21 protein-coding genes are annotated in these 24471 nt (G+C 63.9%); 13 read left to right on the top strand and 8 right to left on the bottom strand.

Features of this window, described 5'->3' with window-relative positions:
- Positions 1–70: 70 nt before the first annotated feature.
- Positions 71–850 (top strand): SDR family oxidoreductase, encoded by a 780-nt coding sequence (locus ACOIX3_RS11840; protein ID WP_420969987.1) that lies wholly within the window; start codon positions 71–73, stop codon positions 848–850.
- Positions 851–1017: 167 nt separating this feature from the next.
- Here the strand turns inward: ACOIX3_RS11840 and ACOIX3_RS11835 are convergent, their stop codons facing one another.
- Positions 1018–1317, bottom strand: a complete 300-nt coding sequence (locus tag ACOIX3_RS11835) for an HU family DNA-binding protein (protein WP_021077434.1) — start codon at positions 1315–1317, stop codon at positions 1018–1020.
- 444 nt (positions 1318–1761) lie between these two features.
- Between ACOIX3_RS11835 and ACOIX3_RS11830 the strand changes: the two genes are divergently transcribed.
- From ACOIX3_RS11830 to ACOIX3_RS11815, 4 genes are all read left to right on the top strand, one after another.
- Positions 1762–3375: an ABC transporter substrate-binding protein gene (locus ACOIX3_RS11830; protein WP_420969984.1), complete on the top strand. Its 1614-nt coding sequence runs from the start codon at positions 1762–1764 to the stop codon at positions 3373–3375.
- 226 nt (positions 3376–3601) lie between these two features.
- Positions 3602–4579: an ABC transporter permease gene (locus ACOIX3_RS11825; RefSeq protein WP_375784384.1), complete on the top strand. Its 978-nt coding sequence runs from the start codon at positions 3602–3604 to the stop codon at positions 4577–4579.
- Between the two features lie 2 nt (positions 4580–4581).
- Complete coding sequence (locus ACOIX3_RS11820; RefSeq protein WP_420969982.1) at positions 4582–5412, top strand: ABC transporter permease; 831 nt, start codon at positions 4582–4584, stop codon at positions 5410–5412.
- The gene (locus ACOIX3_RS11815; RefSeq protein ID WP_420969980.1) at positions 5409–7034 is read left to right on the top strand and encodes an ABC transporter ATP-binding protein; all 1626 of its coding nucleotides are present in this window, start codon (positions 5409–5411) and stop codon (positions 7032–7034) included. The genes ACOIX3_RS11820 and ACOIX3_RS11815 overlap by 4 nt, the downstream gene beginning before the upstream one ends.
- Before the next feature lie 16 nt (positions 7035–7050).
- Here ACOIX3_RS11815 and ACOIX3_RS11810 read toward each other — a convergent pair whose 3' ends face one another.
- The 3 genes from ACOIX3_RS11810 to ACOIX3_RS11800 form a co-directional block, all read right to left on the bottom strand.
- Complete coding sequence (locus ACOIX3_RS11810) at positions 7051–8196, bottom strand: fructose-1,6-bisphosphatase (protein WP_420969978.1); 1146 nt, start codon at positions 8194–8196, stop codon at positions 7051–7053.
- 213 nt (positions 8197–8409) lie between these two features.
- Positions 8410–9597 (bottom strand): 6-phosphofructokinase, encoded by a 1188-nt coding sequence (locus ACOIX3_RS11805; protein ID WP_420969976.1) that lies wholly within the window; start codon positions 9595–9597, stop codon positions 8410–8412.
- Between the two features lie 225 nt (positions 9598–9822).
- A complete protein-coding gene (locus ACOIX3_RS11800) occupies positions 9823–11190 on the bottom strand; it encodes an NAD(P)/FAD-dependent oxidoreductase (RefSeq protein ID WP_420971716.1) in 1368 nt (455 codons plus the stop codon).
- Positions 11191–11272: 82 nt separating this feature from the next.
- Here ACOIX3_RS11800 and ACOIX3_RS11795 point away from each other — a divergent pair, with 82 nt between their 5' ends.
- The 5 genes from ACOIX3_RS11795 to ACOIX3_RS11775 all read left to right on the top strand — a co-directional run bounded on the left by ACOIX3_RS11795 (position 11273) and on the right by ACOIX3_RS11775 (position 16687).
- Positions 11273–12127 carry a VOC family protein gene (locus tag ACOIX3_RS11795; RefSeq protein WP_420969974.1) on the top strand — a complete coding sequence of 285 codons (855 nt, stop codon included), beginning with the start codon at positions 11273–11275 and terminating at the stop codon, positions 12125–12127.
- Between the two features lie 117 nt (positions 12128–12244).
- Positions 12245–13567 (top strand): ABC transporter substrate-binding protein, encoded by a 1323-nt coding sequence (locus ACOIX3_RS11790; protein WP_420969972.1) that lies wholly within the window; start codon positions 12245–12247, stop codon positions 13565–13567.
- On the top strand, positions 13564–14505 hold the full coding sequence (locus ACOIX3_RS11785; protein WP_420969970.1) for a carbohydrate ABC transporter permease: 942 nt from the start codon (positions 13564–13566) through the stop codon (positions 14503–14505). The genes ACOIX3_RS11790 and ACOIX3_RS11785 overlap by 4 nt, the downstream gene beginning before the upstream one ends.
- On the top strand, positions 14502–15326 hold the full coding sequence (locus tag ACOIX3_RS11780; protein ID WP_420969968.1) for a carbohydrate ABC transporter permease: 825 nt from the start codon (positions 14502–14504) through the stop codon (positions 15324–15326). The genes ACOIX3_RS11785 and ACOIX3_RS11780 overlap by 4 nt, the downstream gene beginning before the upstream one ends.
- A gap of 506 nt (positions 15327–15832) precedes the next feature.
- Positions 15833–16687, top strand: a complete 855-nt coding sequence (locus ACOIX3_RS11775) for a helix-turn-helix domain-containing protein (protein WP_420969966.1) — start codon at positions 15833–15835, stop codon at positions 16685–16687.
- Between the two features lie 281 nt (positions 16688–16968).
- On the opposite strand, the gene ACOIX3_RS11770 is transcribed toward ACOIX3_RS11775, so the two are convergent.
- From ACOIX3_RS11770 to ACOIX3_RS11760, 3 genes are all read right to left on the bottom strand, one after another.
- Positions 16969–18162: an aspartate kinase gene (locus ACOIX3_RS11770; protein ID WP_420969965.1), complete on the bottom strand. Its 1194-nt coding sequence runs from the start codon at positions 18160–18162 to the stop codon at positions 16969–16971.
- A 39-nt stretch (positions 18163–18201) separates the two neighbouring features.
- On the bottom strand, positions 18202–19434 hold the full coding sequence (locus tag ACOIX3_RS11765) for a peptidase M15 (RefSeq protein WP_420969963.1): 1233 nt from the start codon (positions 19432–19434) through the stop codon (positions 18202–18204).
- 327 nt (positions 19435–19761) lie between these two features.
- Positions 19762–20724: a cupin domain-containing protein gene (locus ACOIX3_RS11760; protein ID WP_420969962.1), complete on the bottom strand. Its 963-nt coding sequence runs from the start codon at positions 20722–20724 to the stop codon at positions 19762–19764.
- Between the two features lie 215 nt (positions 20725–20939).
- Between ACOIX3_RS11760 and ACOIX3_RS11755 the strand changes: the two genes are divergently transcribed.
- Both ACOIX3_RS11755 and ACOIX3_RS11750 read left to right on the top strand, forming a co-directional pair.
- A complete protein-coding gene (locus tag ACOIX3_RS11755) occupies positions 20940–21710 on the top strand; it encodes an alpha/beta fold hydrolase (RefSeq protein WP_420971715.1) in 771 nt (256 codons plus the stop codon).
- Positions 21711–21894: 184 nt separating this feature from the next.
- Entirely contained in the window at positions 21895–22425 is a 531-nt protein-coding gene (locus tag ACOIX3_RS11750) for a hypothetical protein (protein ID WP_420969960.1), read from the top strand.
- Between the two features lie 59 nt (positions 22426–22484).
- Here ACOIX3_RS11750 and ACOIX3_RS11745 read toward each other — a convergent pair whose 3' ends face one another.
- The gene (locus ACOIX3_RS11745; RefSeq protein WP_420969958.1) at positions 22485–23162 is read right to left on the bottom strand and encodes a cysteine hydrolase family protein; all 678 of its coding nucleotides are present in this window, start codon (positions 23160–23162) and stop codon (positions 22485–22487) included.
- 292 nt (positions 23163–23454) lie between these two features.
- Between ACOIX3_RS11745 and ACOIX3_RS11740 the strand changes: the two genes are divergently transcribed.
- Positions 23455–24468: a formamidase gene (locus ACOIX3_RS11740; RefSeq protein ID WP_420969956.1), complete on the top strand. Its 1014-nt coding sequence runs from the start codon at positions 23455–23457 to the stop codon at positions 24466–24468.
- The last annotated feature ends 3 nt before the right edge of the window (positions 24469–24471 follow it).

Here is a 24471-nt window from a genome sequence, read left to right as displayed (position 1 = left end):
TGCATGACCTTGTTGGTCGCGCTGTCGGTTTGATAGCGTTCTCTCAGGGCCAGCCCCAGGGAGAACAACAATGAACCTATCAATGAAGGACCGCGTCGCGGTGGTCACCGGCGGCAGCAAGGGCATCGGGATCGCGGTGGCGCGGCGGTTTGCAGAATCCGGCGCCAAGGTCGCGATCCTCGCCCGCGGCGCGGCCGACCTCGCGGCGGCGCGCGAGGCGCTCGCCAGGGACGGCCTTGTGGTGCGCGACTACGTCTGCGATGTCGCGAAGGCCGCCGACATCGCCAAGGCACACGACCAGATCGTCGCGGATCTCGGCAAGATCGACGTGCTGGTCAACAACGCGGGCACCGCGCGCACGCTGGCCTTCGAGAACATCAGCGACGAGGCCTGGCAGGAGGACCTCGACCTGAAACTGTTCGCCGCGATCCGCTCCAGCCGCCTCGTGTGGCCGGGCATGAAGCAGCGCAAATGGGGCCGGATCATCAACGTGCTCAACACCTTTGCGAAGGCGCCGGCCGGCAATTCCGCGCCGACCTCGGTGTCGCGTGCCGCCGGCATGGCGCTGACCAAGGTGATGGCCAATGAAGGCGGCGAGCACAACATCCTGGTGAATGCGCTGCTGGTCGGGCTGATCATGAGCGATCAATGGGTCAAGCGGCACGCCGCCCAGGCGCCGAACACGGATTTCGGGGAATTCGCCAAGGGCCTTGCCAAGGGCACGCCGCTCGGCCGCATCGGCACGGCGGAGGAGTTCGCCAACCTCGCCTGCTTCCTGGCCTCGGAGCAAGGCTCCTACATCACCGGCACCGCCATCAATGTCGATGGTGGCCGGTCGCCGGTGGTCTAGAGCCCCGGTCCCGGTTCAACCCGGTCCGGAGCTCGAGACTTTGCTTTGGCGCGTTTTCTTCACGCGAACCGGTGTCCACTGCGCTCGAAAACGCTCAAGCGGGCAACCAACGGCAGGAAGCGACGGCTCAAAAGCAAAAGGCCTCCGTCACCGGAGGCCTTTCATTCTTAAACCGCGTCCTTGGCGGCCTTGACCGGCCGTGCGCGGACGATCTTCCGGGCCGGCTTGGCCTTGAACATCATCTCTTCGCCGGTGAAGGGGTTGGTGCCCTTGCGCGCCTTGGTCGCCGGCTTCTTGACCACAACGAACTTCGCGAAGCCGGGGACGAGGAACACCCCGGCCTTCTTCAGCTCCTTGTGGCCGACATCGACGAGCGAGTCCAAAACGTTCTTGACGTCGCGCTTGGAAAGTTCGGTGGTGGTCGCGATCTTCTCGATCACTTGCGACTTCGACAGTTGGGTAGCCATGGTTGCTCCATTGATTCTGGAGTGGGCACGATATGGCGGAAAACGCCGAGAAAAACAGTGTTTTCTGCACTCACCACAGCAATATCGCTGTGGACAGCCCCCGAATCAGGGTTTTTTCCAGTGTTTTTTCCAGTCAAGTCGCTTCCGACCCCTAAAATTACAGCGTTTGCGCCGCTTCGGGGCTCCCGAAACACCCCTTCGAGAGAATCACCCGACGCGTCTCGCGCCGCCGGCGTGCGACAGTGTGGCGCGGAATTCGGGTTGCGATGCGCTGCGGCGCGCCACTTCAGGTTTCGGGAACGATCCTCCAAAAGGCCGAGGCATTAGAAAATGACTCGGGTTCGACTCGGGTTCCCATTCCATCGTAACATCGCAAAGGGGCGCCACGGCCGATCGGCTGGCCGCCCGATGCAAGCCTTTTTGTATGTTCTGGAGACCCCGCGTATGGATTTGTCCCGCCTTGAGATCAACCGCCGCACGGCCCTTCTGACCTCGGCCGCGATTGCGGCCAACGTCATCAATCCGATGCGGGCATTCGCGCAGGAAACCCCGCGCAAGGGCGGCGTGTTCAACGTCCATTACGGCGCCGAGCAGCGCCAGCTCAACCCCAGCATCCAGGCCTCGACCGGCGTCTACATCATCGGCGGCAAGATCCAGGAGAACCTGGTCGACCTCGACGCCCAGGGACAGCCGGTCGGCGTGCTCGCCGAGAGCTGGGAAGCGACGCCGGACGGCAAGACCGTCACCTTCAAGCTGCGCAAGGGCGTCACCTGGCACGACGGCAAGCCGTTCACCTCGGAGGACGTCGCCTTCACCGCGATGAACATGTGGAAGAAGATCCTCAACTACGGATCGACGCTGCAGCTGTTCCTCACGGCGGTCGATACGCCCGATCCGCAGACCGCGATCTTCCGCTACGAGCGGCCGATGCCGCTGAACCTCTTGCTTCGGGCCCTGCCCGACCTCGGCTACGTCTCCGCCAAGCATCTCTATGAGAGCGGCGACATCAGGCAGAACCCGACCAACCTGGCGCCGGTCGGCACCGGCCCGTTCAAATTCGTCAAATACGAGCGCGGGCAATACATCATCGCCGACCGCAATCCGGACTACTGGCGGCCGAACGCGCCCTATCTCGACCGTATCGTCTGGAAGGTGATCACCGACCGCGCCGCCGCGGCCGCGCAGATGGAGGCCGGCGAATTGCACTACAGCCCGTTCTCGGGGCTGACGATCTCGGACATGGCGCGGCTCGGCAAGGACAAGCGCTTCATCGTCCAGACCAAGGGCAATGAGGGCAACGCCCGCACCAACACCATCGAGTTCAACTTCCGCCGCAAGGAATTGTCCGACATCCGCGTCCGCCGCGCCATCGCGCATGCGATCAACGTGCCGTTCTTCATCGACAATTTTTTGGGCGATTTCGCCAAGCTCGGCACCGGCCCGATCCCGTCGACCTCGACCGACTTCTATCCCGGGCCGAACACGCCGCAATATCCATATGACAAGGCCAAGGCGATCGCGCTGCTCGACGAGGCCGGCTTCAAGGCCACCGGCGGCAACCGCTTCTCGCTGAAGCTCTTGCCGGCGCCGTGGGGCGAGGACATCTCGCTGTGGTCGACCTTCATCCAGCAGTCGCTGGGCGAAGTCGGCATCCAGGTCGACATCGTGCGCAACGACGGCGGCGGCTTCCTCAAGCAGGTCTATGACGACCATGCCTTCGATCTCGCCACCGGCTGGCATCAGTATCGCAACGACCCCGCGGTCTCGACCACGGTGTGGTACCGCTCCGGCCAGCCCAAGGGCGCGCCGTGGACCAACCAGTGGGGCTGGGAGGACAAGATCGTCGACAAGACCATCGACGATGCCGCGACCGAGGTCGATCCGGCCAAGCGCAAGGCGCTCTATGCCGACTTCGTCAAGGAGGTGAACACCGAGCTGCCGGTCTGGATGCCGATCGAGCAGATCTTCGTCACCGTGATCACGGCCAAGGCGCGCAACCACTCCAACACGCCGCGCTGGGGCTCGGCGAGCTGGCACGATCTGTGGCTTTCGGCTTGAGGCGGCGCGCCTTGCTTCTCCCTCGCCCCGCTCTTGCGGGGAGAGGGCTGGGGTGAGGGGCTTTCTCCGCGATATTGATCTATCGATGGACCTGTACCCCCTCACCCGGATCGCATCTTTGATGCGATCCGACCTCTCCCCGCAAGCGGGGCGAGGTAACGGAGTGGCCAGCGCCAATCCGATGCGAACCGGTGTCCACTTCGTCTGAACACGCTATAGATAACCGATGCGTATCCTGAGCCTTGCGGGGCGGCGGCTGGCCGCCTCAATCCCGACCCTGTTCCTGATCCTGATCGGCGTGTTCCTGCTGTTGCAGCTCGCGCCGGGCGACACCGTCGATGCGCTGATGGCGCAGATGGGCGGCGGCGATGCCGCGACCGCGCAACAGCTGCGCAAGTTCTACGGGCTCGACCTCTCGGTTCCGGCGCAACTCGGCAATTATCTGTGGCACTTGGTGCGGCTCGATCTCGGCTTCTCCTCGATCTACGGCAAGCCGGTGGCGACCGTGATCCTGGAACGGCTGCCGCCGACCATCCTGCTGATGACCGCGTCGCTGTCGTTCGCGTTCTTCTTCGGCCTGGTGTTCGGCGTGATCGCCGCGCGCGGCGTCAACCGCTGGCCGGACACCTTGATCTCGACGCTCGGCCTGATCTTCTACGCCACGCCCTCGTTCTGGTTCGGGCTGATGGCGATCGTGGTATTCTCGGTCTATCTGCAATGGCTGCCATCCGGCGGTTTTCAGGACATCGGAACAGTGCAGACCGGCATCCGGGGCGTGCTCGATATCGCCGCGCATTTGGTGCTGCCGACGCTGACGCTCGGGCTGATCTTCCTTGCGATCTATCTGCGCATCATGCGCGCTTCGATGCTGGAGGTCTTGAACCTCGATTTCGTCCGCACCGCCCGCGCCAAGGGCCTTGACGAGACCCACGTCATCACCCGCCACGTGCTGCGCAACGCGCTGCTGCCGATGGTGACGCTGATCGGATTGCAGGCCGGCACCATGCTCGGCGGCTCGGTCGTGGTCGAGAGCGTGTTTTCGCTGCCCGGCCTCGGCCGCCTCGCCTATGAATCCGTGGTGCAGCGCGACCTCAACACCCTGCTCGGCATCGTCTTCGTCTCCGCGCTCCTTGTGATTGTCGTGAATTTCGTCGTCGACCTGCTCTACGCGCGGCTCGATCCGCGCATCGCGGCGGAGGGCTGACGATGGACACCGTGAAACGCTACTTCCGCAGCCCGGCCGCAGTGATCGGCCTGATCCTGCTGCTGCTCGTGATCGCGATGGCTGTCAGCGCGGGCTTCCTCTATCCGCGCGACCCGCTCGCGCTGGCGGGCCGGCCGTTGGTCTGGCCGTTCACCAATCCGCGCTTCCTGCTCGGCACCGACAATTCCGGCCGCGACATCGCCGCCCAGATCTTCTACGGCGCGCGGATCTCGCTCCTGATCGGCGGCGTCGCCACCGTGATTGCGATCCTGATCGGCATCCTGGTCGGCGCCTTCGCCGGCTATTATGGCGGCTGGGTCGACAATGTGCTGATGCGGATCACCGAGGCATTCCAGACCCTGCCGAACTTCGTGCTGCTGCTGGTGCTGGTCGCGGTGTTCGGCTCGACCTTGACCACGGTGACCATCGCGGTCGGCGTGGTGTCGTGGCCGGCGCCGGCGCGGCTGACCCGCGCCGAGTTCCTGTCGCTACGCAACCGCGAATTCGTGCAGGCTGGCAAGACACTCGGCATGAAGGACCTCCAGCTGATCCTCGGCGAGATTCTGCCCAACGCGCTGCCGCCCGTGATCGTCTATGCCAGTGTGGTGATGGCGGTCGCGATCCTCTTGGAAAGCGCGCTGGCGTTCCTAAGGCTATCCGACCCCAACGTCGCCTCCTGGGGCAATCTGATCGGGCTCGGCCGCGACGTGCTCCGGGTGCAGTGGTACGTCTCGGCGATCCCCGGCATTGCGATCCTCGTCACCGTGCTCGCGGTCTCGCTGGTCGGTCAGGGCCTCAACGATGCGCTCAATCCGAGGCTGAAGAGCCGATGAGCGACATGGTTCTTTCGCTCGACGGGTTGACCGTGCGCCTGCCCAAGGGCGCCGACCGGCCGCACGCGCTATCCGACGTCTCCCTGTCGGTCGCCTCCAACGAGATCCTCTGCGTGGTCGGCGAGTCCGGCTCTGGCAAATCGATGATGGCGAACGCCATCATGCGGCTGCTGCCGAACGAGGTCGCCATCGAACGGGGCCGGATGATGTTCGACGGCCGCGACCTCTGCGCGGCCGATCCGGCCGAAATGCGCGAGGTGCGCGGCGCCGGGATCGCGATGATCTTCCAGGAGCCGATGACGGCGCTCAATCCGCTGCGCACCATCGGCGACCAGATCGGCGAGATGTTTGCGATCCACACCGGCCTGCCGAAGGCCGAGATCCAGGCGCGCGTGCTCGCGCTGCTTGAAGACGTGCGCATCCCCGATCCCAAGGCGGCCGCAAAGGCCTATCCGCACGAGCTGTCCGGCGGCCAGCGCCAGCGCGCCATGATCGCGATGGCGCTCGCGCTCGACCCGAAGCTTCTGATCGCCGACGAGCCGACTACCGCGCTCGACGTCACGACGCAGGCGCAGATCCTGAAACTGATCCGCGATCTGCAGCAGCGCAAGAAGACGGCGGTGCTGTTCATCACCCATGATTTCGGCGTCGTCGCCGAGATCGCCGACCGCGTCGTGGTGATGCAGCACGGCGCGATCGTCGAGCAAGGCACGGCCGACAAGGTGCTGAACGATCCGCAGCATGCCTATACCAGACAGCTGATTGCGGCGGTCCCGCCGCTGAAGGCGCCGCCGCCGCGCATCCTCTCCGGCAAGGACATTCTCACTATCGACGGCGTCTCCAAGACCTACCGCACCGGCGGCTTCCTCGGCCGCGGCGCGCGGGTGACGGAGGCGGTCAAGAACGTCTCGCTGCGCCTGCCGCGCGGCGCGACGCTCGGCATCGTCGGGGAATCCGGTTCGGGCAAATCGACGCTCGCGCGCTGCATCGTCCGGCTGATTGATCCCAACAGCGGATCGATCGTGCTCGACGGCAAGGACTGGGCGAAGCTCGGCCGCGAGGAGATCAGGCGCGAGACCCGCCATATCCAGATGGTGTTCCAGGATCCGTTCGCCTCGCTCAACCCGCGCCGCAAGGCGGCCGAGCTGGTGGCGCAGGGACCGATCGTGCACGGCACCGACCGCACAACCGCGATCGCGGAAGCGCGAAAACTGTTCGAACTGGTCGGGCTCGATCCGTCCGCTGGCGATCGCTTTCCGCATGAATTCTCCGGCGGCCAACGCCAGCGCATTGGCCTCGCGCGGGCGCTGGCGCTGAAGCCGGACGTGCTGGTGGCGGACGAACCGGTCTCGGCGCTCGACGTCTCGGTGCAGGCGCAGGTCTTGAAGCTGCTCGCCGGACTGCGCCAGCAGCTCGGCCTCTCTATCATCTTCATCACCCACGATCTGCGGGTCGCCGCGCAGATCTGCGACCTCGTCGCCGTGATGAAGGATGGCGCCGTGGTCGAGCAAGGGCTGACCGCCGACGTGTTTGGCAGGCCGCAGCATCCCTATACGCAGGCGCTGCTCGCAGCGATCCCCGGCGGCGCATTCGCGCGCGAGCACGACACCGCAACCGTGTAGCCGGGCACGCGCGGCTCTACTCCGCCGCTTGTGGCTTGGATTCCTCGCGCAGCCGGAAGCGCTTCAGCAATCCGGATACCGTGTCGCGGAAGCCGCCATATTCCAGCTCGGAATAGGGTAGCATCGCAGCGCCGGACCACCCCTGGCTGCGCATCTCGATCGCCTTGCGCTGGGCGCGCTGGCGGACCTCGTCCCACGCAAGGTTGTCAAAGAAATCGGTATAGGACTCCGAAAACTTCCCGTCCCGGTCGATCGAGAAGCCGACGCAGGAAACGATCGGCAGGCAGTACATCCCCGTCACCGGGGTGTTGAGCGGCACCGGCATGAGCGGCATCACATGCGAGCCGCGCGCATCGCCGCCCACGAAGTGCGCCTTGACGAAGGGCGAGATGATTTCTTCGGGCGCCGCGAAAATGCCCTGGTTCCTGACGATCGCGACCGGATCATCCTTGCCGGTGTACTTGCCTGCGATGGAGTGAAGGCGCTGCGCCGAAACGGCGACGGCGACCTCGCCATAGGTTTTCGAGACGATGCGATCAATGCCGAAGCGCTCGTTGTCGCGAAGCAGCGCCGCAATGTGGTAGCCGTCCGCGGGCGCATCGAGTTCGATCACGCTGTCGCCGGCCGTGTTGTCCATATCGATGATATGGAAACGGAAGCCCTTGATCATCGGGGGCAGCATCAGCCCGGCGCAATACATGGGATCGGCAAAGGCCAGATAGAGCGGCAGATTGTAGGCGCCGGGACCGCATTTGTCGGCGGCGAACACCATGAAGGACTCCGCGGGTCTCGCGCCCGAGAGGCTGTGGTCAAAACTGAGCTCGGCGACGGCCGGACCCGCGCCGCGAACGTTTCCGGAGGGGGCGTCGACGAGAAGATCCTGGCCGGCGCCGTAGAGCCCGGAGGTCTTCGCAACCGCGGTGGCCGCCAGAAACGTCTTCCAGGCGAATTGGTGGACCTCGGAGCTCCCTTCGCCCCGCGTGTGCGTCATGATGATCGCAATATCGTCGCCCGTATGGCGGACGAAACCGTCGATCAGGAGTCCGTTGTCGATCGCTTTCGCGACCTCCCCTTCGACAGCCGCCATCATGCGCGCAGATGGCTTCGTATGGCCCCCAACGGAGCCAATGTCAGCCTTGATGACCGAAATGGTGAGTTTCATAAGCATCCCTCCGACCCACAGCTCAGCGCCTTCGCCTCGGCGCTCGCTGCGCCAGGGGCGACGGCGCGCTCATTCTCGAAAAGAGTGTGATACGACGGGTTCCCTGTGTAGGATCCACGCGGAATTATGGCCCCGCTACCGGCTCGTGTCGATACGCGCCAACGACACATTCGGAATGGCCAGCCAAGCTCGATGGGGTTACCACCTCCCGCGCTAGAAGGCGCGGTTGAGAAAGATCGGCAAGCCCCGCTTGTTGGAATAGAGAGGACGGTAGCGCTCCTTGTTGTACGCGCTTGCGACGTCCAACTTGCGCGGCCCGAGCTTGGCGTCGGGGATCGGCACGAGGTCGTAGCGGCCCTCGACCAGCGCCGACATTAGCCCGGTTTTGCCTTCCAGGATTGCATCGTAGGCCAAGTTGCCGAACGTCAACGCCACAAGCTTGTCGATGAAGTCCGGATCGCCTGACCGCAGGTCGTAGGTGAGGTCAGAGACGATGGTCTCCTCGCCGGTGCGCCGCTTGACCTCGTCCGCGAACGCTTCGGCCACGCTCGCCTTCCTGCGGTGACCGTAGGCGTCAGGCTCGCCGAATTCCTGCACCTTGTAGCCCTCCCACTCGGCGCCCTCGCTGAGCACGATCAGCGCGTAGTTGCTTGGGTTGCCGTGCTTATCATCGAGGAGAAGCTGGATCAGCTTGTCGAGATTGACCTTGTGCTCTGGTATGGCGCATCGGATCGAGGTTGCGTATGCGGTATAGAGTGCCGTAAAGCCGGCATCGCGACCAAAGACGCGGAAAATGCCAATTCGCTCGTGCGAGCCGACGGTGGTGCGCTGGCGCTGGATGGCATCGCTGGCACGGGTGATCGCGGTCGAGAAGCCGATGCAGTATTCGGTGTTGCGAACGTCGTTGTCCATCGTCTTCGGGATGGCAATGATCTTGACGCCTCGCCCGTTGAGCTTGTCCGCGTAGCTGAGAGTATCGTCACCGCCGATGGCGATCAGATGTTCGATACCGAGCCCTGCGAGGTTCGCCAGCACCTCGCTGGTGAGGTCCCACGTCGTGGTTGCGATGCCCCCCTTGGTGCTCTGGGAAACCGGAAAGTCGTGGCCGGCGAGATGATCAGGCAACTTCTTCATTTTGGAGGGATTGGTGCGGCTCGAGTGCAGCACGGTGCCGCCGCGCCGATCGATGACGCGCGTGTTTTCGCGGTTCAGCGGGATGATGTAATGGGACTTGCTGGCCGGGTCGTCGAGGTTCAGGTGTGTGAGGGCCTCCCAGCCGCGGCGGAGACCGACAACCTCGATGTCGTCCTCGCTGCCGCGATAAGTCACGCTCTTGATCACCGCGTTGAGGCCGGGGACGTCGCCGCCGCCCGTGAGAATACCAATGCGCTTCCTCGCCATGCCCACCTCCCAGGATTGCTATGTGGCAATAACGCCTGCGTCCCGTCGGGGTTTCCTCGACAACACTATCCGCCAACGGCGGCATCCTCGTGACCGCGGCGCTCCACCGGACCAGTTTGGGCTCCCACTCTTCGGAGCACGACGTTGCCTGACCAGTCCTCATCTCGGGCGGCTGGCCCCTCCACACTCTATATCTCGCGTGCGCGGCGCGAGGTTGCGCCGCGTTCACCGTGAGCGGCGCGACGCGAGCAAATGCTCCGCCCAGCGCAGCAACTCGAAGCGATCGCCCTTGACCAGCTCCTGCGCATCGCGCCGCCTGTAGAGCACCAGCATCCAGGGCGCGAGCTTGCGCAGCAATCCGTGCGCCATGTACTGCACCGGCTCGGTGAACGGCAGCGCCAGCTCGCTTTCCGGCACGCCCTGCACCGCCTTTGCCAGCTCGCGGCCGAGCGGAATCGTCAGCGCGACGGCGCGGCCGTTGCAGCCGGTCCAGCCATAGGCGTTCGGTCCGAGGCGATGCATGCGCGGCAGGAAATCCGCGGTCATCCCGACATAGCCGTTCCAGACATAGTCGAGTGAGACATCGCCGATCTGCGGCCATAGTCGTTGCAACCGCTCGGTCACCCGCGCCTTGAGCCGCCCGGTCTTGTCGCCCGGGCCGAGCACGGCGCCACCGGTGACGAGGCGGTTGCGGGCGTCATAGCGCGCGAAATACAGTTCGCCATGGGTGTCCGACATCGCCTGCCGGCCGGGAATGATGGTCTTGCGCACATTGTCCGACAGCGGCTGCGTCGCCATCTGCCACGACAGCACCGGCATCACCTCGGTCGCGATCTCAGGCACCAGCGATTTCGCGAACTCGCCGCTATAGGCATTGGTCGCGACCACCAGCGCGCGGCCGGAGATTTCGCCCTTCTCGGTCTTCACCACCCAGCGATCGCCGCGGCGCTCGAAGCTCAGCGCCGGCGAACGGGCGTAGATCCGCGCGCCGGGGCCGAGCACGGTGCGCGCGAGGCCCCGCGCCAGCGCCAGCGGATTGACGTGACCGCCGGTCCTGTTCCAGAAGCCGCCGTACCAGGCATCCGAGCCGAGCATGTCCCTGGTCTGGTCGCGCGACAGCAATTCGACCGGCGCGCCGAATTTCGACCATTGCTGCACCCGCCGCTCCGCGATCTTGATCCGGCCCGGCGAATGCACCGGCTGCACCCAGCCGGCCTGCTCCTGCTCGGCCTCGATATTGTAGCGCTTGACGACGTCGAACAGCATGGCAGCGCTGTCGCGCAGCATCGCGACGAAGCGCTCGCCGGCCGCGCCGTGCCTCTTGATGATGTCCTCGGGATCGGGGCGCGACAGCGTCGGGATCACCTGGCCGTTGTTGCGGCCCGAGGCGCCCCAGCCCGGCTCGGCGGCCTCGACGATCGCGACGTCGACATTGGCCTCGCGCAGATGCAGCGCGGTCGACAGACCCGTGAAGCCGCCGCCGATGATGACGACGTCGGCCTGCTGCACGCCCGTCAATTCGGGGCAATCGGGGCCCGGTGGCGTCGCTGCTGCCCAGAGCGAATCGGGCCAGCGCACGGCATTGCTGCTCATCATGATCCTTTCTTGCGGGGGCCTCGCGTTCTGGTTAGCTTTACTTTACTCTACTCTCTCATTCCAGCCGGGAAGACAAGAAGTGGCACTCAAGAACGTCATCGGAATCGATCACGCCGTGGTCATGGTGAAAGACCTCGACAAGGCGGCCGAGAATTACAAGCGGCTCGGCTTCACCGTGTCGCCGCGCGGCACCCACAGCGCGCATATGGGATCGGGCAACTACACCATCATGTTCGACCCCGACTACATGGAATTGCTCGGCGTGCTGACGCCGACGGAACACAATGCTCCGGCGCGCGCCTTCCTCGAGAAGCGCGGCGAAGGTATCGAACGCATCGCGTTCACCGCCGTCGATTCCACCGCCGGTGCCGAGGAGATCCGCGCGCGCGGCTATCCGCCGGTCGGGCCGACCGATTTCGAACGCCCGGTGACGTTGCCGAACGGCACCGTCTCAGCCGCGAAATTCCGCACCTTCCAGTGGCCGACCGCTGAAGCGCCCGGCGGCGTTCGCATCTTCGCCTGCCAGCACAAGACCCGCGAGACGGTGTGGATCCCCGAATTGATGACGCACGCCAATGGGGCAAAACGCCTCAAGCAGGCGATGATCGTCTCGCCCGATCCCGCAGCCGATGCCGCGCATCTCTCCAAGATGATCGATATCGCCGCGAGACACGATCCCGACGGTGCGGTTGCGGTGCCCTCCGGCGGCGACCGCGCCGACTTCGTGTTCCTGACCAGGGATCAGCTCGGCAAGCGCTATCCCGGCGTATCGCTGGATGGCCTGTCCGATCGCGGCGGCGCCGGTCTCGTGATCGCGGCCGACCTCGTCGCAACCGACAAGGCGCTCGGCGCGACCGGCGTCAAGAGCGGCAGCGGCATCACCGTCCCGCCGGCCGCTGCGAACGGCACCCTGCTCGCCTTCGTCAAGGCATAACTGCCATACCATGCGCGGCGCAGCGTTATGAGGCGGCGTCGCGCATGTGGGGGCTAGGCACGGAAAGTTGAGACGCTAGTATCCCTCCCAAACAAGAGCCGTCCCTGGGAGAGAAACATGTCGCATCACCTGATCTCGCGCCGGCAGATGCTGGCCGGCACCGCTGCCGCCGGCGCGGTTGGATTGACCGGATTTCCGGCCCGCGCCGAGGTCAACTGGAAGAAATACTCCGGCACCACGCTCGAGGTGATCCTCGCCAAGGGGCCGCGCGGCGACAATCTGCAGAAGTACATCAAGGAATTCACCGAGCTCTCCGGCATCAAAGTCGAATCGGAGCAGATTCCCGAGCAGCAGCAGCGCCAGAAATGCGTGATCGAGCTGTCCTCGGGCAAGCCGAGCTTCGACGTCGTGCATCTCAGCTATCACGTACAGAAGCGGCAATTCGAGAAGGCCGGCTGGCTCGCCGACATGTCGGGCTTTCTCAAGGACCCGAGCCTGACGCCGCCCGACCTCGTCGAGAGCGATTTTTCGGCCGCCGGTCTGCAATATGCGCGCAACGACAAGGGCCAGATGCTGTCGCTGCCGTGGTCGGTCGACTATTTCATCCTCTACTACAACAAGGAGTTGTTCCAGAAGAAGGGCGTCGAGGTCCCGAAGACGCTGGAGGAGATGGCGGTCGCCGCCGAGAAGCTGACCGATCCGAAGGAAGGCATCTACGGCTTCGTCGGCCGCGGCCTGCGCAACGCCAACATGGCGATGTGGACCAACTTCTATCTGAACTATGGCGGCGAATTCCTCGATGCCAAGGGCAACATCCTGACCGACGGCCCCGAGGCCGTCGAAGCCACCAAGCTCTATCAGCGGCTGCTGACGAAATGCGCGCCTCCCGGCGTCGCCGGCTTCAACTGGATGGAATCGATGGCCTCGTTCACGCAAGGCCGCGCCGCGATGTGGATCGACGCCGACGGCTGGGCGCCGCCGCTGGAAGACCCCGCCGCCTCGCGCGTGGTCGGCAAGGTCGGCTACACGCTGGTGCCCGCCGGGCCCAAGGGCAAATTCTCGTCGACCTATGGCGACGGCATCGGCATTCCCGCGGCGAGCAAGAACAAGGAAGCCGCCTACCTGCTCTGCCAATGGGTGGTCTCGCGGGGACAGGGCGCCCGCCTGCTGCAGGCCGGCGGCGGCGTGCCGTTCCGCAACTCCATCGTCGACGACCCCGAGGTCGCCAAGGGCGTCAAGACCAAGGAATGGCTGCAGTCGGTGGTCGACTCCGCCAAGATCTCGAAGCTCGGCCTGCCGGTCATCATCCCGGTCGCCGAATTCCGCGACATCGTCGGTGCGGCGCTGACCGCGACGCTGTCGGGCGCCGATCCCGCCACCGAGCTGAAGAAGGCGCACGAGCAATTCCGCCCCATCCTGGAGCGTAGTGAAAAAGCGTGAGCGTGGTGACACAAGCTTCGCCGGCGGCGGCCGAGAACAACGCCGCGCGGGCGCGTGAATGGCGGCCGCCATCCTACTGGCCGTTCGTGATCCCGGCGCTCGTCGTGGTGCTGGCGGTGATCATCTTTCCCTGGGTGTTCACGATCTGGATGAGCATGCAGGAATGGAAGGTCGGCTCGCCGACCGTCTTCGTCGGGCTCGCCAATTATTTGCGGCTGCCGACCGATCCGCGCTTCGTCGAGGCGGTCGGGCACACGCTGTCCTACACCGCGCTGTCGGTGGTGCTGCCGCTGGTGTTCGGTACGCTGGCGGCGGTGGTGTTCCACCAGAAATTCGCCGCGCGCGGCTTTCTGCGCGGCATCTTCATCATGCCGATGATGGCGACGCCGGTGGCGATCGCGCTGGTGTGGACCATGATGTTCCACCCGCAGCTTGGCGTGCTGAACTATCTGCTGTCGCTGGTCGGCCTGCCGCCGCAGCTCTGGGTGTTCAACCCGACGACGGTGATCCCGTCGCTGGTGCTGGTCGAGACCTGGCAATGGACGCCGCTGGTGATGCTGATCGTGCTCGGCGGCCTCGCCGCGATCCCGACCGAGCCCTATGAGAGCGCGCAGATCGACGGCGCCAATTTCTGGCAGGTGTTCCGCTTCATCACGCTACCCCTGATCATGCCGTTCCTGTTCATCGCCGGCATGATCCGCATGATCGACGCGGTGAAGAGTTTCGACATCATCTTCGCGATCACGCAAGGCGGGCCGGGCTCGGCGTCGGAAACCATCAACGTCTATCTCTACAGCGTCGCCTTCGTCTATTACGACCTCGGCTACGGTTCGGCGATCGCGGTGGTGTTCTTCCTCCTGATCGTGGCGCTGGCGGCGCTGTTGCTCTACTTGCGCAAGCGCCTGCTGTGGACGTCGGCACTCGGAGGCGAAGCATGAACCCGCGCTACGTCCTCGGCCGGATCGGGCTGTGGCTGTCGGTGTCCGTCATCGTCTCGCCGGCGATCCTGTTCTTCCTCTGGATGGCCTCGCTGTCGCTGAAGTTCGAGATCGACAACGCCTCCTATCCGCCGGTGTTCATCCCGGAGCATTTTGCCTGGAAGAACTATGCCGACGTATTCGCCTCCAACCGCTTCCTGACCTATTTCAGCAACAGCCTTGTCGTCACCGGCTGCGCCACGGGGCTTGCGATGCTGGTCGGCGTGCCCGCCGGCTACGGCATTGCGCGGATGGCCGCGCATAAATCGGCGATCGTGATCCTGATCGCGCGCATCACGCCGGGCCTGTCGTACCTGATCCCGCTGTTCCTGCTGTTTCAGTGGCTCGGCCTGCTCGGCACGCTGGTACCGCAGATCATCATCCACCTCGTGGTCACGGTGCCGATCGTGATCTGGATCATGATCGGCTACTTCGAGACCACGCCGCTGGAGCTGGAGGAAGCCGCGCTGATCGACGGCGCCACCCGCTGGCAGGTGTTCCGCCATGTCGCGCTGCCGATCGCGAGGCCCGGACTTGCGGTCGCCTTCATCCTCGCGGTGATCTTCTCCTGGAACAACTTCGTGTTCGGCATCGTGCTGGCCGGGCGCGAGACGCGCACGCTGCCGGTCGCGGTCTATAACATGATCTCGTTCGACCAGCTGAGCTGGGGCCCGCTCGCCGCCGCCGCATTGATCGTGACGGCGCCGGTGCTGCTGCTCACCGTGCTGGCGCAGCGGCAGATCGTCGCCGGGCTGACGGCGGGCGCGGTGAAAGGCGGCTAGAGCAATATGACGTCATGGAGCCCTCGCAGAGGCGCTGCCAAAATATCGAAAACAACCCCATGCAAAGTAGCCGGCGGCGGCGGGCGTTCGACCAGGCAACTTGACACGTCGGGCAACTCAGGGATATATTTCTAGTATTCCGAAATTACGCAAATGAGAGCGTGACGCGCGTCACGGAACCCGCGCGCACGCCGAACAAACTCCCTCGTCGACTCCCCGTACAGCGATGGCCGATTGAGCCTGCTTGGCTAGGCGCGTCACGGACTGGGACGGAGACGCCAGCCCCGACCTTTTGAACCCAGTGTGGCGGATTTGACGTTCGTCGGGAGCGGGACACTCGTGCCACAATGCGGCAACACGGATCAGGACACAACGCCTGCGAGCCCATGATGTCAGAGTCCCCAGAACCCACGACGCTCCGATTCTCGACCGCCGAATGGCCGGCGCAGAACCGGCTCGCGATATGGCGCGAAGCGATCGGACGCCGCGTCTTTCAGTTCGACACGATGCCGTTGCATGACGGGCCGTTCCATGCCGAGGCGACGGCGCAGGCCCTGCCCGAGCTGTGCTTTGGATCCTGGACCCTCGGCAATCTACGCACTGCCGTGACGCACGACCTGCTCGACGGCACCGACCACCTCATGCTCCGCATCTCGCTGAGCGGCACGCCCGTCCTATCGCACCGGGGTCGCGAAGTCATCGGCGCTGCCGGCGATGCCATCCTGATGTCGACCACGGAGCCGTGGGTGAGCATCTCTCCGTCGCTGACGCGATTCCTCAGCCTGCGGCTGCGGCGCAACGCGCTAACGCCGCTCGTGTCGTATCCCGAAGATGCGCTGATGCGCCCGGTGCCGCGCGATACCGAAGCCGTAAAACTGCTGACCTTCTATCTCCAAAAGCTGATCCGCATGGAGCCGATGTCGACGCCCGAACTACGGCAAGTCGTCGTCACCCATATCTACGACCTCGCGGCGTTGGTGATCGGCGCCACCCGCGACGGGGCGGCTGTGGCCAAGGACCGGGGCTTGCGCGCCGCGCGGCTTGCCGCCGCCAAAGCCGACGTCCATGCGCATTTCTCTGATCCCGACCTCACGCTGATCACCGTCGCGTCGCGCCAGAATCTCTCGCCGCGCAGTCTTCAGCGCCTGTTCGCCGACGAGGGAACGACCTTCACCGAATTCGTCCTCAATGCCCGCCTGACGCAGAGCCATCGGCTGCTGACCGATCCGCGCTGGGGCGATCGCAACATCAGCAGCATCGCGTTCGAAGCCGGATTCGGCGATCTGTCCTATTTCAACCGCACGTTCCGCCGCCGCTACGGCGCGACGCCCGCCGACATCCGCGCCTCGATGCGGCGTTGAGCGCGCCAGGCACATGTGGCCCACTCTTATGCGAACTTGGGGATCACAGAGCGCAAACTAGCCAGCGAGCGCCCTCAGCACCGCGGCGATCGGCGGCATCGTGCTGGCGCAGCGGCAGATCGTTGCCGGGCTCACGGCGGGCGCGGTGAAGGGTGGCTAGGGCAATATGAAGTCATGGGGCCGTCGCAGGGGCGCCGCCAGAATATCGAAAACAACCTGCCTGCGGCGGCCGAAGGCCCGGGTCGGGCCAATAGACGACATCGCCCTTTTCCAAGTTTCAACTAGATCAGCGAATGCAAGGCCCTGACCGCAGCCTCGCGGCTCTCTGTCGGAACAAAGAAACTTACCGAATGCGATGACAAGATATACTTGTCGGCGATGATCCCGTGACGTTGCAGAATCTGAACCGCCTTGTATGGCAGGTCCGAAGAAATACCGCCGAAGCAAGTGAGGCTCACCGAACTGAGAGTCTCGCGCTGTTTGCGCAGGTCCTTGCTCCTCTCCAGCGTACGCAGCAACGCGTCGAGCGTCTCCGAATCGGAAGTCATCATGATGCGGGTTTTTTCGGCGGCGAAAGCCGAGGCGAGGAGTTGCGGCCAAGGCAAGCCGTTTTGCTCGAGATGCTGCGCGAACTTCTCAAAGCCTTGATTGAGGTCCGCCGAATCGATCTCCACATGCTCAATGCGAGCCATCGAGTTGACGGCCAGGACTCTTCCGTTCTCCATGTCCGCGACCTCCTTCATCACTTGCGTGCTGTGTCGAGCGCCGCCCCACTTTCTCAAGACCAGGGGCACGTTTCGGCTGTGGGCCAGCTCCACGCTGCGAAAATGCAGCACCTTGGCGCCCCAGAAGCACATTTCGGATAGGGATGCGAAATCCAGCTGACGCAAGGTTTTTGCATTTGCGACGATGCGCGGATCAGCCGAGCAAACTCCGTCGACCTCCTTGATAATCTCGCAGCACTCCGCTTGGAGTGCCGCAGCCATGGCGACCGCGGTGGTATCGCTGCCACCCCGGCCAAGCGTCGTGATTTCCTTGGTGAGCGGATTCACGCCCTGAAAGCCCGCCAGAACCACGACACGTCCGCGATCGAGCTCTTCACGCACGCGAGTCGGTCGCACATCCAGAATGCGTGCGGAGGAATGGGATCCATCGGTCATCACGCCGGCCTGACTGCCGGTAAAGCTGATCGCCGGCACGCCGAGATCAGACAGCGCCATGCTCATCAAGGACATGCTGATGCGCTCGCCGGTGGTCAATAACATATCGAGTTCGCGGCGATTGGGATGCGGGCTGATCTGATAGGCCATCCTGACGAGTTCGTCGGTGGTCTTGCCCATCGCTGAAACGATCGCCACGACACGATGGCCACGGCCATGCAAGTCGGCGACGCTGCTCGCGACTGCGCGAATTTTTGCCGGTGTTTCGAGACAGGCGCCGCCGTATTTTTGCACAATGATAGGATTGCTAGGCATTCTTGCCTGCGTCGTGTTGAAAGGCGCAGCCGAACCCGATCAGATCGTTCTCCCCTTCGACGCCTTTGCGGTTTTTGATCGTTTCGCCACGACCCGCACAGCGCCCCGGTTGCGCTTCTTGATATCCGCTTCCGCGTGCTGAGCTTTCGTCACGCCGCGGTGAGCGGCGTATTCCTTGCCGTCTATCGGCGCGACATGCGGCGGATCTCGATCGAGATACGGTCGCCCGATTCCAAAATCCGGTCCACGCGCATCGATCCATTTCCAAAGGGCCTCGGTGGAGACCCAACGCTCCGCCCGCGTCGCGCCTTTGACGCTCACGACATCAGCGGCAAGCCCGTGGCCATAGCCGCCGCGGAAGCTCCCTCCGTGGTACGACTTGTCGGACGCCGCCTTCAGGCCGCTCGCGATCGATTGACGGTAGTCATCGCGGAACGCGCTGGTTATCCCGGGCGACAACCCGGCCTGCTCGGCCGCGTAAAGCGCGTGAAACAGCTTGAGCTTGAAGCTCCGATCCACCCCTCCAATCACGTAGTCGATCAAGGGCATGGCCATTCTTTCCGCCGCCTTCGGATCCTTCCACGTGAAATCGTTATCGACGCGCCTGGTGAACGTCCTGGTGACGGTCACCGTCTTGCGCTTCCTTTTGACCGTCACTTTCCGCTGCTCTTGTACGCTGATGGTGTCTTCCTTGGGCGTCCGCTCGTAGAGGGCCCACAGGTACCGGTCGATGCACACATCAACGACGAGGCACTCTTCGAAAATATCCAGGGGTCTCGCGGCCTCCTTGGTGTCGCTCGACACTGGAGGCGTGCTCGCTATCGCCGTTTGCTCCGGCGATGTTTCGACCGGCAGCATCTGCGACGAATCCGGCAACGCAGCCACGACGATTGATTTCGGTTCGCTCAAGGTCGCTGTCGCGTCAGGGGCCGGCGGCGCCGGCATCGATTCAACCGCCATCGCCGCATCGGCGTCAGCGACAGCGCTGCCCATGACGCCTGCCTGCGGCGTGACCGTCGCGTCGGAGGCCGGCCGCGTCACGGGTTCGGCAGCCATCGCCACGTCAGCGTTCACGTTGGCGACTGCAGCTGCCTGTCGCGTATCAGCCGGTTCGGCATTGGCGGCGAGAGATGGTGCGAGTCCCTCGACGGGCACTGCTCCGGTGTTCCCGATGTCGGCAGAGCCGGCAAGCCAGGCAATGAGCGAAACTACGAGAACGACCGTCCCGCACAACTCCGGCGTCACCGTCGCAATTCGCCGCGGGTTCATCATCCCGAAGCCTCCAAAGGCTCGATCCGAGCCCTGTTGCACAGCCAAGCACGTGACGGCGTCAATCATTCGGATCAAATGTAAACGCGCAATGGGCGGAAGCCGCTGGGCCGACGCTTTTCCAGAAAGTGTTGCTCGACCGCAACGCGCGTCGTTGGCAATCTGGCACGAAGGGAACGCGCCTTATCCGCCGCCGCAGCCCAGGCGCGTACCCATAAAATGGAAAGCCGAGAAGGGCGCGGATGATGTCCGCTCATCCTCAAGCAGCTGCCCAAAAGCGCACATCGCGGAAAGTCCGAGCCGGGCTATGAGCGGACATCTGGGCCAAGGTCATTCGGCAACTTCTGCTTCCTGAACATCCCCTTGCCTTCCTCCGCCGTCAGATCGTCGAGTTGCTCGGTACCGGCCAGGCGATAGGCCGTGATGCCGGTGGAACAGCTTCGAAAACGCCGCCGCGGTCTCGTAACCGACCCGGCTCGCAATTCGTGCGATCGGCTCGTCGCTGGTTTCGAGCAGGAACGCCGCCTCTGCCATCCGGCGTTCGATGACATAACGATGCATGGATTGGCCGACGAGCCTGGTGAAACGGGCCGAAAAAGCCGAGCGGCCGAGCCCCACACGCTGGCCGAGGTCGCTCAGGGCCCAAGGCCGCTCCGGGTTTTCGTGGATCAGCTTGAGTGCGGGTCCGATGTGCGGATCGGATATCGCCCCGAGCCACCCGCCTTCTCCGGGACCGAGGGACTTGATCCAGTTTCGCAATACCTCAACAAAGAGCACTTCCGTTAGTCGTGAGAGCGCGACGCGTTGGCCAGGACGCTCGAGCGCGGACTCGCTGACCATGCGACGCAGGATCGCCTCAAGCCACTCACTGTCCGCCGTTGGCTTCAGCAGGAGCACGGGTGGCAGTAGCTCCAGCACGCTACCGAACAGCGGCCGTGAGACGGTGAAATTGCCGCAGATCATGGTCGAGAGCGGCTTTGCACGACCGCCGTGACGAACGACGCCAAGACGCGGCGACGATCGATCGATATCGATGATCTGCAAAGGCTTGGCCCGGCGATCCGAATAGAACACATGCGGCTCGCCGCGGGTGATCACAACAAAATCGCCCTCCGTCATCTGGATTTCCTGTCCCTGTCCGAGCGCAAGGGTCGCCGAGCCGCGGCTGAGATAGTGAAACAGGGCGTAGGGGCGCGCCGGCAACTCCAGATTCCAGGGATGGCCGAGCTCGAAGTGAAACAGCAGCGTCCCGCCGAGACGAACGCGATCGAGCACTTGGGCCAGTATATCCATGCCGCCGAGATTAGACCGGCGGACGATCCGACACAACATACGGACGATTGATCCCTATCGTCCGAAAGACCGGCGGAATAGGTCACGTCGCGGCGGGCCGACGTTACGAGCGGCAACCATTTTGCCAACGGCAGATGGAAGAACCGCGACCCTGCTGGAAACGCCTGTCCATTCCTCCGGACCGTGTTCGTCCGATACGCCAACAGGAACAATCAATGCGAAATATCTTCCTCTCAGCCGCCGCCGTACTTCTGGCCGGAACGACATTGGTCGGATCCGTCCATTCCGCCGAGTTGCCCAAGGGAGCAGCCCACAACATCGTACTCGTGCACGGCGCTTTCGTGGACCAGACGAGCTGGCAGCCCGTTGCCGATATTCTCACGAAGAAAGGCTACAACGTCACGCTCGTCGAAAATCCGCTCACTTCGCTCGCCGCCGACGTTGATGCCACCAAGCAGGCGCTCGCGAAGCAGGACGGCAGGACCGTTCTGGTCGGCCACTCATGGGGCGGCGTGGTGATCACGCAGGCCGGTAACGATCCGAAGGTGTCGGCGCTCGTCTATGTCTCCGCTTTCGCGCCGGAGGTCGGTGAATCCCTGGCGTCGCTGGCAAAGGCCGGCCCGCCGACCGAAGGCGGCAATGCGATTCATCCCGACGCGAAGGGCAATTTGTACATCGATCCCAAGGTGTTTCCGTCAGCCGTCGCGGCCGACCTTCCTCCGGAAATCGCCGCGCACCTGGCCAACTCGCAGCTTCCGTTGAACCACGTTGCGTTCGAAGCCCCCGTCGACATTGCGGCTTGGCACGACAAGCCGACCTTCTATGTCATCAGCACCAAGGACAAGGTCCTCGCGCCCGAGGCCCAGAAGTCGTTCGCAGCCAGGATGAAGGCGCAGACGACGGAAGTCGCCGGCAGCCATGCCTCGCTCGTCGTCCATGCGAAGCAAGTTGCCGAGGTCATCGAAAAGGCCGCGCTCGCGAAGTGACGGTACTGCTCCCGGCGCGAACGCGCCGGGAGCGCGCACGCTCGCTCAGAGAATGCAGAACGCATCGTGCAAGCTAGAACATCCTGATGGAGCTTTCGCCGATGGAAGTCGCAACTCGTACCAATCGCGAACCGCCACGGGCGTTGTCATGACGCGAGCCAGACGTTCGAAGGGAAATTCCTGCATGTACAAGACATTTCTTGCCACCATCGCTGCCACGGCTCTTGCCACCGGGACGGTCGCGTCTGCTTCCCCCGCCGTCAGGAAAGAGCCGCTGGATGCTGCGACCCTCAGCGCGATAAAATCGCAGTTCGGCAGGCTGATGGAATTGGCCAACAAGCACGATTTCAAGGCTCTGCATGGGATGTTCTGGCAATCGCCGTCGACCCTGTTGGTGGCCAAGAGCGCAATCCCGTCCGAGGGGAACTGGGCCGGCTTTTGGGGCAACGAGGCGATTGATCAGAAGCTGCATGATATCGGCAGCTCCGGTCCGGTCGTGCTCGAGCCGGATTATTCGAAGCTCAGGGTTGTCGGCCTGACGCGTGACGTCGCCGAGTCCTACGTGCCGATGAACATCACGGTCTCTTATGCGGGGCAGGATGGAACAGCCAGGCCGTTTCTCATGATCATCAATTGGCTTCGCGTCGGAAAGGACTGGAAGGTCGCTTCCGAAATCATTCTGCCGGTGCCGCCCGTACCCGCCGCGAAGGGCTAGGCACTTCGATCCAGCTATGGCTGCGTGTTGATGAGTGTGCGTCCTAATCTCATCACGCTCTACGCAGCGAGCGCCTCCAGCACCGCGGCTGAATCGGTGACCCAACCAAAGATGCCGCCCTGGGCCTTGATCATCTTCAGGCCCATCTCGTGGAATTCCGGAAAATACGACGCGCAGCCGTCTGATATCACGACGCAGCGGTAGCCGCGGTCGTTGGCCTCGCGCACCGTGGTGTTCACGCAGACTTCGGTGGTGACGCCGCAGACCAGCAGATTCTCGATGCCGTATTTCTGCAGGATGTCGCCGAATTCGGTGGCGTAGAACGCGCCCTTGCCGGGCTTGTCGATCACGATCTCGCTGCCCTGCGGATAGAGCTCGGGGATGATGTCGTGGCCGGCCTCGCCGCGGATCAGGATCCGCCCCATCGGCCCGGGGTCGCCGATCCGCAAGGACGGCGCGCCGCGCTCGAGCTTTGCCGGCGGCGCGTCGGAGAGATCGGGCAGATGGCCCTCGCGGGTATGGACCACGAGCAGCCCGGCGTCGCGTACCGCGGCGAGGACGGCGGCGATCGGCTGCACCGCGCGGGCAAGCTGGCCGACGTCATTGCCGAGCGTCTCGCCGAAACCCCCTCGCTCCATGAAATCGCGCTGCATGTCGATGATGACGAGCGCGGTCTTGCTCCAGTCGAGCGTGATCGGCGCCGGCTCCGCCGCGATTGTCCCGCTTGAATTCGCCATGGCGCACGCCCCGAATGCGAGAAGACCCGCATTTGATCAAGCAAACCGCGTGCCATTGCGCAATGATGCGGCTTGTGCCCTCAACCGCCCGAAACGTCCGGCATCTCAATTCGTTGGGACGCTCGGCCGTTCTCCGCGCCATCTTCCCAGGTTCTCACCGGCAGCTGATTTGCCGGTCGTTCGATCTTGCTGGCATGATCGTTGCTAGCTAAGGGCCGGACGGAAGCCCGAGCGAACGACAACAATCGTTCGCGAAAATGACAGCCCATTTCAAACAGGCGGGAGGACAGGCATGAATGGACTTGGCGGTCTCAACAAGTCACCCAATGGCGTCGTGATCGGACTGGTGCAGCTGCAGCTGCCCGTGGTGGTGACCAAGGCCGATCTGGCGCGGCAGACCGAGCGCATCGTCTGGATGGTCGGCAAGGCACGGCGCAATCTCGCCACCATGGATCTGGTCGTTTTCCCGGAATATTCGCTGCACGGTCTCTCGATGGATACCAATCCGGAGATCATGTGCCGGCTCGACGGGCCTGAAGTCGCGGCCTTCAAGCAGGCCTGCATCGACAACAAGATCTGGGGCTGCTTCTCCATCATGGAGTTCAACCCGCACGGCAACCCCTACAATTCCGGGCTGATCATCGACGATCACGGCGAGATCAAGCTCTATTACCGCAAATTCCATCCCTGGATTCCGGTCGAGCCGTGGGAGCCGGGCGATGTCGGCATTCCCGTGATCGACGGACCGAAAGGCGCCAGGATCGCGCTGATCATCTGTCACGACGGCATGTTCCCGGAGATGGCGCGCGAATGTGCCTACAAGGGCGCGGAGATCATGATCCGCACCGCAGGCTACACCGCGCCGATCCGTGACAGCTGGCGCTTCACCAACCAGGCCAACGCGTTCCAGAACCTGATGGTGACGGCCAATGTCTGCATGTGCGGCTCGGACGGGTCGTTCGACTCGATGGGCGAAGGCATGATCGTCAATTTCGACGGCAGCATCATCGCGCACGGGACCACGGGACGGGCCGACGAGATCATCACCGCCGAGGTGCGACCCGACCTCGTGCGCGAAGCGCGGATCAACTGGGGCGTCGAGAACAACATCTATCAGCTCTGGCACCGCGGCTATGTCGCGGTCAAAGGCGGCGCGATGGATTGCCCCTACACCTTCATGCAGGACATGGTGTCCGGCCGCTTCCGCCTGCCCTGGGAAGATCAGGTCAAGATCACCGACGGCACATCCTGCGGCTTTGCTGCGCCGACACGGATGTTCGGCAAGACCGCGAAGGCCGCCGAGTAGCCG

The sequence above is a fragment of the Bradyrhizobium sp. B120 genome (assembly GCF_049075665.1).
Taxonomy (GTDB): Bacteria; Pseudomonadota; Alphaproteobacteria; order Rhizobiales; family Xanthobacteraceae; genus Bradyrhizobium.
Note: the sequence above shows the minus strand (reverse complement) of the source record. Positions and strands in the feature narration are given on the sequence as shown.